At 46.1% G+C, this 731-nt stretch carries 1 protein-coding gene and 1 pseudogene; both read right to left on the bottom strand.

The window, feature by feature from the left end:
• A pseudogene (locus tag R7Q09_RS25430) lies at positions 1-175 on the bottom strand (4-hydroxythreonine-4-phosphate dehydrogenase PdxA); the annotation flags it as partial.
• A partial coding sequence (locus R7Q09_RS25425; protein WP_318143853.1) for a peptidylprolyl isomerase occupies positions 165-731 on the bottom strand: 567 nt, incomplete at its 5' end. The pseudogene R7Q09_RS25430 and the gene R7Q09_RS25425, both read right to left, overlap by 11 nt.

The raw sequence follows: 731 nt of genomic DNA, 5'->3' as shown, positions 1-731 counted from the left end.
AGAGTTGGACATCAATGCCAAGCATTTTGGCACGTTCCAGCAACATGTTTTTATCTGCGCAGACGACAATCTGGTGTGCCCAATCTTCTTTTGATAGAGCCAGCACTAAGTCAGGGCCGATGCCCGCAGGTTCCCCTGCGGTTACGACAATTCTGCGAATTGAATTAGTTGTCATTGTTGTCATCCACGATTTCAACAAACGCACTTGCACGCAGCTCTTGCATCCATGCGCCTGCTTCTTCATTAAACTTACGATTGAACAGAATGCGGTAAGCTTTATTCTTCATTGCTGAATCTGTGCGGTCGACTTGGCGTCGGTCTAACACTTCAACAATGTGCCAGCCATGAACCGTTTTGAATGGTTCACTGATTGAGCCAACTGGTAGTGTTTCAACTTGGTGTTTAAATTCAGGAACATAAAGATCCGGTGTTTGGTAACCAAGTTCACCATCTTGAGCCGCAGAGCCTGGGTCTTGGCTGTATTGTGAGGCCAATTGAGCAAAGGTCGCTTCGCCAGCTTTGATGCGACGAACGAATTCATTTAGCTGCTTTTTAGCGCCTTCATCACTAAGAATCACGGTTGGTTTGATCAGAATATGGCGAGCGTTAACTTCCGTCACCGCAACGGTTTCTAGACCCTTCACATCTTCAATTTTTAGGATGTGGAAACCAACGCCACTACGGAAAGGACCAATAATGCTGCCTTTGTTCTGCATCTTGATTTGATCAGC

This window comes from Vibrio sp. 2130-1, assembly GCF_033339515.1.
Note: the sequence above shows the minus strand (reverse complement) of the source record. Positions and strands in the feature narration are given on the sequence as shown.